At 68.0% G+C, this 7224-nt stretch carries 3 protein-coding genes and 1 pseudogene; 2 read left to right on the top strand and 2 right to left on the bottom strand.

Annotated elements, in window-relative coordinates; all coding sequences use genetic code 11:
- A pseudogene (locus tag WBL05_RS11230) lies at window positions 1–236 on the bottom strand (hypothetical protein); the annotation flags it as partial.
- 79 nt (window positions 237–315) lie between these two features.
- Here WBL05_RS11230 and glgX point away from each other — a divergent pair.
- On the top strand, window positions 316–2445 hold the full coding sequence (gene glgX / locus WBL05_RS11225; protein WP_424225978.1) for a glycogen debranching protein GlgX: 2130 nt from the start codon (window positions 316–318) through the stop codon (window positions 2443–2445).
- A gap of 51 nt (window positions 2446–2496) precedes the next feature.
- Here the strand turns inward: glgX and glgP are convergent, their stop codons facing one another.
- Window positions 2497–5058, bottom strand: a complete 2562-nt coding sequence (gene glgP, locus WBL05_RS11220; RefSeq protein ID WP_424225976.1) for an alpha-glucan family phosphorylase — start codon at window positions 5056–5058, stop codon at window positions 2497–2499.
- 139 nt (window positions 5059–5197) lie between these two features.
- Here glgP and WBL05_RS11215 point away from each other — a divergent pair, with 139 nt between their 5' ends.
- Window positions 5198–7210, top strand: a complete 2013-nt coding sequence (locus WBL05_RS11215) for an alpha-1,4-glucan--maltose-1-phosphate maltosyltransferase (RefSeq protein WP_424225975.1) — start codon at window positions 5198–5200, stop codon at window positions 7208–7210.
- The last annotated feature ends 14 nt before the right edge of the window (window positions 7211–7224 follow it).

The following is a 7224-nucleotide window of genomic DNA, read 5'->3' as shown; positions in this document are numbered from 1 at the left end:
TCGTCGGGGTGCGCGCCGAGCAGTGCGGCCAACTCCTCGCGGGCGTCCTCCAGCGCCGCCCGGACCCGGCGGCCTGCGCCGTGCAGCGCAGCCGGATTGCCGACCAGGCCGGCAAGTTCGCTCCAAGCGGCGCGGGCTGCTGGACGCAGGGGTGAGCTCGCGGCATGATCTGCGTAAACTGGCCGGACCTGATCATGGTGATCTCGGGTGTGCGTCGTCTGACGATCGCGCGACATGCATCACAGGCTAGTTTGTGCGCCCTAGCTGTTGGGAGGCCCGTTGCTCTACAAGGTCGCAGGTCGGCCGGTCCGGCAGATGCCCAGCCCCCGGCTCACCGACGACGGTTGCTTCTTCCGGCTGTGGGCGCCGAACGCCAGGCGGGTGCAGTTGGTCCTGGTGGACGCTGACCTCAGCCATCGCGAGTTCGAGATGCAGTCCGCCGACGGGCTGTGGGGCATCTTCGTCCCCGGCGTCCAGGCGCAACAACGCTATGGCTACCGAGTCCATGGGGAATGGGCGCCCGAGCAGGGGCTGCGGGCCAACCCCGCGAAGCTGCTGGTGGATCCCTACGCCCGGGCGATCACCGGCGGGGTGGACTTCACCGGGCCGGTGCTGGACCACACCGAGTGGTCGGAGAACCAGCTGGACGATCGTGACTCGTTAGGCTCGGTGCCGTTGTCAGTGGTGGTGGCCGACACCCCGCCCCCGCGCCCCATCGCCAGGCGCCGCCCCCTCAGCGAATCGCTCATCTACGAGTTGCACGTCAAGGGGTACACCCAGCTGCATCCGCTGGTGCCCGAGCACCAGCGCGGCACCTACGCCGGCCTGTCCTCGCCCGCGGTGATCGAACACCTGCAGTCGATGGGAGTGACCGCGGTCGAGCTGCTGCCGGTGCACCACTTCGCCTCGGAGTCGTTCGTCACCACCAAGGGGCGGACGAACTACTGGGGCTACAACACCCTCGGCTTCTTCGCCCCGCACGCCGGGTACTGCTCGGTCGGCACGCTCGGCCACCAGGTCGAGGAGTTCAAGCAGATGGTCTCCGCGTTGCACGACGCGGGCATCGAGGTCATCCTCGACGTGGTCTACAACCACACCTGCGAGGGCTCGCACCAGGGCCCGACACTCAGCTTCCGCGGTATCGACCACCGCGGCTACTACCGGCTCACCCCCGACCACCGCACCGACTACGACGTGACCGGCTGCGGCAACTCGGTCGACACCTCCAACCCGGACGTGTTGATGCTGGTGCTGGACTCGATGCGCTACTGGGTGACCGAGATGGGGGTGGACGGCTTCCGATTCGACCTGGCCACCACGCTGGTTCGTGACGCCCACCACCACGTCGACCAGGAACACGCATTCAAGCAGGCCATCGCCGAAGACCCCGCCTTCGCCGACATCAAGATGATCGCCGAACCGTGGGACATGGGCCCGTTCGGCTACCAGGTCGGACGGTTCGGCCGCGGCTGGAGCGAGTGGAACGACCGCTTCCGCGGCTTCATGCGGGACTACTGGCGGGGCTCGGGCGGCGTCCAGGAACTAGCCACCAGGCTGTCCGGTTCGGCCGACCTGTTCGGCCACGACGACCGGCCCCCGTCGTCGTCCATCAACTTCATCACCGCGCACGACGGATTCACCCTGCGCGACCTGGTCAGCTACAACCACAAGCACAACGAGGCCAACGGCGAGAACAACCGCGACGGCTCAGATGACAACCGGTCGTGGAACTGCGGGGTAGAGGGCGAGACCGACGACGAGCAGATCAACCGGCTGCGGCACCGCCAGGCCCGCAACCTGATGGCCTCGCTGCTGCTGTCTCGTGGCGTCCCGATGATCACCGCCGGCGACGAGATGGGACGCACCCAGCGCGGCAACAACAACGCCTACTGCCAGGACAACCCGATCAGCTGGGTGGACTGGCTGATGGCCCCGCAATGGGCCGACCTGACCGAGCTCACCCGCAAGCTGGTCCGGCTGCGGCAGGAATCCCGGCTGCTGCACTACGACGACTACCTGTACCACGTCGAGGTGCTGGACGCCCAGGGCGCGTCGCTGCAGCGCTACAACCTGGCCTGGATGAACGGCTACTCCGGCGAGATGAACAACCACGACTGGCTGCACGGCGGCCGCCGGCTGCTAGGCATGTACCTGTCCAGCCGGGAGGAAGCGCTGCTGGCCTGGTTCCACGCCGGCACCGAGTCGATCCCGGTGACGATGCCGAACCCGCCGTGGGGTTGGCGCTACCAGATGCTGGCAACCACCGCAGACCCGGACGAACTGGTGGTGTCCAGCCTGCTGCCCGGCGCCACGATCGTGCTGCCCGGGCGCACCGTCGCCGTCTTCGGGGTGGAGGTGCCCTCCGACGCCGCCGGCCTGCGGCTGCCGGTGCCGCACCCGCACGGCCGGGTCCAGCCCAAGCGCGACCGCCCGCCGCAGGTCTGAGCGGTCTGCTCCGCGCCGACCCGGCCCCGGGCATCCACCCGGAACCCCGGGCTACTGGGTGGCGACCGCCGACAACCCCATCTCGGAGCGGCTGGCCAACAGCGGGTGGTCGGGCACCACGCGCACGGTGAAGCCGACCCGTCCGGGAGTCGAACTGGACACCTGCAGACGGAACGGCACCGCGCCGGTGCCATCCGCCGGGCAGTCCGGACACCTGGCGAACCGGCTGATCTGCACGTTGCGCAGTTCATCGTCCGCGCCGACCTCACCGGCCACCAGTTCGACTGCGACGTCGTCGGGCTCCAGACCGTTCAGCCGCACCGTGGCGTCGAACAGGTGGGTCTGACCAACCTCGACGGTCTCGGGCAGGTGGGTTTCGATCCCGGTGACCGCGACTCCCGGCCAGGCCTGCCGAACCTTCTGCTTCCAGCGCGCCAGTTGCTCGGCCATACCGTCCATGGACACCTGCGCCGCCGATGCCGCAGCGGGCGCGTACAGCTCGGTGACGTAATCGCGCACCATCCGGGTGGCGATCACCTTCGGCCCGAGCCCGGAGATGGTGGAGCGCATCATGCGGACCCAGTCAACCGGGATGCCGTTGGCGTCGCGGGTGTAGAACTTCGGGATGATCTCGCGCTCGATGATCTCGTAGAGGGCCTCGGCCTCCGCCGCGTCCCGCTCCTCGCGGCTGCCGATGGTCTCGGCCGAGGGGATCGCCCAGCCGTAGGCAGGGTCGTACCACTCGTCCCACCAGCCGTCCTGCACCGACAGGTTGAACGCAGCGTTCAGCGCGGCCTTCATGCCGGAGGTGCCGCAGGCCTCCAGCGGGCGCAGCGGGTTGTTCAGCCAGACGTCGCAGCCGGGGTACAGCGGCCTGGCCAGCGAGATGTCGTAGTCGGGCAGGAAGACGACCTTGCCGCGGACCTCGTCCTGATCGGCGAACTGCACCATCTGCTGGATCAGGCTCTTGCCGATGTCGTCGGCCGGATGGGCCTTCCCGGCGATCACGATCTGGATCGGTGTGGACGGGTGGTTCAGCAGCGCCTTCAACCGCTCGGGCTGGTTCAGCATCAGGGTGAGCCGTTTGTACGAGGCGCCCCGCCGGGCGAAGCCGATGGTCAGGGTGTGCGGGTTCAGCGCGGTAGCCGCCCAGTCCGCGGAGTGACCGCGGGCAGCGGCGCTGCGGCCCAGCCGCTCGCGGGCCATGGCGATCATCTGGCCGCGCATCTGCCGCTTTCTTGTCCAGATCGACGAGTCGTCGATGCGGGCCAGTGCGCGGAAGTCCCAGCCGTCCTCGTTGCCGTCGACCGCGTCGGTCGGCGAGTCGAGGATCTCCTTCCACTCCGGGTGCAGCCAGGTGCGGGCGTGCACCCCGTTGGTCACCGAGCCGATCGGGACCTCGCTGACGTCGAAGCCCGGCCAGAGCGGCTGGAACATCTGCCGGCTCACCTCGCCGTGCAGCTTCGACACGCCGTTGGCGCGCTGCGCCAACCGCAGCCCGAGGACCGCCATGTTGAACACGTTTGGGTCGCCGCCGGCGAAGTCCTCCGCGCCGAGCGGCAGGATCCGGTCCATCGGCACCGGGTCGAAACCGGTGAACTGATGGCGCACAGCGTCCATGCCGAACCGGTCGATGCCCGCCGGAACTGGGGTGTGGGTGGTGAAGACCATGCCGGCCCGACCGCGTTCCAGCGCGGTGTCGAAGTCGTCGCCGGCCGTCATGAACTCGCGGATCCGCTCCAGTCCGAGCAGCACCGCGTGGCCCTCGTTGGCGTGGTACACCTCCGGGGTCGGGTGGCCGGTGACCCGGCAGAACTCGCGCAGGGCCCGCATGCCGCCGATGCCCAGCAGCACCTCCTGGGCCAGCCGGTGGTCGGAGCCGCCGCCGTACAGCTTGTCGGTGATCAGCCGCTCACTTTCCGGGTTGACCTCGAGGTTGGTGTCCATCAGCACCAGCGGCACGCGCCCGACCCGGCACACCCACAGCTGCGCCTTCACCGGCACCCCGCGGATGTCGGCCTCGATCATCACCGGCTTGCCGTCGTCATCGACCAGCGTCGAGATCGGCAGCTCGTTGGGGTCGAGCAACGGGTACCGCTCCTGCTGCCAGCCCTGCGGGTTCAGCGACTGGATGAAGTAGCCGTGGTGGTACAGCAGACCCACGCCGATCAGTGGGGCGCCGATGTCGGAGGCCGCCTTCAGGTGGTCACCGGCCAGGATGCCCAGGCCGCCGGAGTACTGCGGCAGGACTTCCGAGATGCCGAACTCTGCCGAGAAGTAGCCGATGGCGGCCGGAGCCTCAGGGTGTTCGGCGGCGAAGCGCTGGTACCACCGGTCGCCGATGAGGTAGTCCTGCAGATCGGCGTGCACCCGCTCCAGGTTGCGCACGAAACGCCGGTCACCGGCCAGCGCGTCGAGCCGGTGGCCGCTGACCTGGGAGAGCAGTTGCACCGGGTCGGCGCCGGTGGACTCCCACAGGTCGGGGTCGATGGCCCGGAAGACCTCCTTGGTCTCCTCGTGCCAACTCCACCGCAGGTTGCGGGCCAACTCCGCCAACGGGCGAAGTGGCTCCGGCAGCACCGGCTGGACTATGAAACGTCTGATCGCGCGCACGCGGTACACGTTAGGCGATGTCTCGGCCAAGGCTGGTGCAATCCGTGCCCGGCCGCGCCGCAGCCGTCCCGGAACCGCACCGGACGGGGATTCCGCTTATCCGACCTACATCGTGGCCCAATCTGGCTACGGTTGGAGCGTGAACGACCACGGACCCAACCCCGCAGCCCCCGCTGCAGATCGATTCGCCCAGTTCAGGTTCGGACGTATTCCGATCGGCAAGGTTTCCCCGGTAATCGAGCACGGCGCCTACCCGGCCAAGGCAGTCGAGGGTGAGGCGTTACCCATCACCGCCCGTGTGGTGCGTGAAGGACACGACGCGGTGGGAGCCACGGTGGTACTCACCAACCCGTCCGGCGAGCAGACCCGGGTCGACATGAAGCAGATCTGGCCGCAGGGCCTGGACATCTGGCAGGCATGGGTGCGGCCCGACAGGGTCGGCGACTGGCAGTTCCACATCGAGGCCTGGGGCGACGACTGGCACACCTGGCGGCACAACGCCGACGTCAAGCTGAGCGCCCGGATGGACGTCGAACTGATCTGCATGGAGGGCCGGGCGCTGTTCGACTACGCCGTCCGGGCCGCCCAGGAGGCCGGCGACAACGACGCCGCCGATCTGATCAGGCAGGCCCATCAGGACCTCGACCCCTCGGTCGAAGCTTCGGAGCTGCACCGGCGGGCGCTTGACCCGGCGCTGGACGCCGCGATGGTGAGGTACGCCCACCGCTCGCTGGTCACCGCCGGCGTCGACTACCCCATCCAGGTCGACCGCAAGCGTGCCCTGTACGGAAGCTGGTACGAGTTCTTCCCCCGCTCGCAGGGCGCCTACAAGGACGCCGAGACCGGCAAGTGGGTCTCGGGCACCCTGAACAGCAGCCACGCCATGCTGGAGCACATCGCCGAACTCGGTTTCGACGTGGCCTACGTGCCCCCGATCCACCCGATCGGCTACCAGTTCCGCAAGGGGCCGAACAACACCCTGGAGGCGGGCCCGGACGACCCCGGCTCGCCCTGGGCGATCGGCAGCCACGAGGGCGGCCACGACGCGGTGCACCCGAAGCTGGGCACCATCGAGGAGTTCGACGCCTTCGTCGCCAAGGCGAACTCGCTGGGGCTGGAGGTGGCCCTCGACTTCGCGCTGCAGGCCGCGCCCGACCACCCGTGGGTCACCGAGCACCCCGAGTGGTTCACCACCCGGCTGGACGGCACCATCGCCTACGCCGAGAACCCGCCCAAGAAGTACCAGGACATCTACCCGATCAACTTCGACAACGACCGCGAGGGCATCTACCAGGAGGTGCTGCGGCTGCTCGAGTTCTGGATCTCGCACGGGGTGAAGATCTTCCGGGTCGACAATCCGCACACCAAGCCGCTCAACTTCTGGGACTGGCTGACCGACCGGCTGCGCCAGGACCACCCCGAGGTGCTGCTGTTCTCCGAGGCATTCAGCCGGCCCGAGGTCATGCACAACCTGGGCAAGGTCGGCTTCCACATGAGCTACACCTACTACACCTGGCGCAACACCAAGAAGGAGCTGGGCGAATACCTCACTGAACTGTCCCAGGAGACCGCCGACTACCTGCGTCCCAACTTCTTCGTCAACACCCCCGACATCAACCCGATGTCGGTGCGGTCCGGGGCCCCGGCGGCGTTCGCGATCCGGATCATTCTGGCTGCCACGATGTCCCCCAACTGGGGCATCTACCAGGGCTTCGAGCAGTTCGAGTTCGAGCCGCTGAAGCCGGGCGGTGAGGAGTACCTCAACTCCGAGAAGTACGAGTACCGGCCGCGCAATTTCAACGCCGAACCGAACCTCAACGTCCTGCTGGCCCGGGTCAACCAGATCCGGCGGAAGCATCCGGCACTGCAGCAGTTGCGACGCACCGTGGTCCTCGAAACCACCCACGACGAGATCTTCGCCTTCGCCAAGAACAACGGTGAGGACACCGTCATCGTTGTGTGCAGCCTGAACCCGCACCATTCAGTGTCTGGAGAAGTCATCGTTGACCTGGCGCAGCTGGGGCTGCCGGTCGACATGTACGGCGTGCATGACGAGTTGACTGGGGGCACCTACGTCTGGGGTCCGCGCAACTTCGTTGGGCTCACACCGGGCAACCCGGCTCACATCTTCACCGTCCACGCGCGTCAGTAGGAATCGAGGAAAGC

Origin of the sequence: Brooklawnia sp. (assembly GCF_049651565.1) — a bacterium.
Classification (GTDB): domain Bacteria; phylum Actinomycetota; class Actinomycetes; order Propionibacteriales; family Propionibacteriaceae; genus Brooklawnia.
This window is presented reverse-complemented; position numbering and strand designations above follow the sequence as displayed.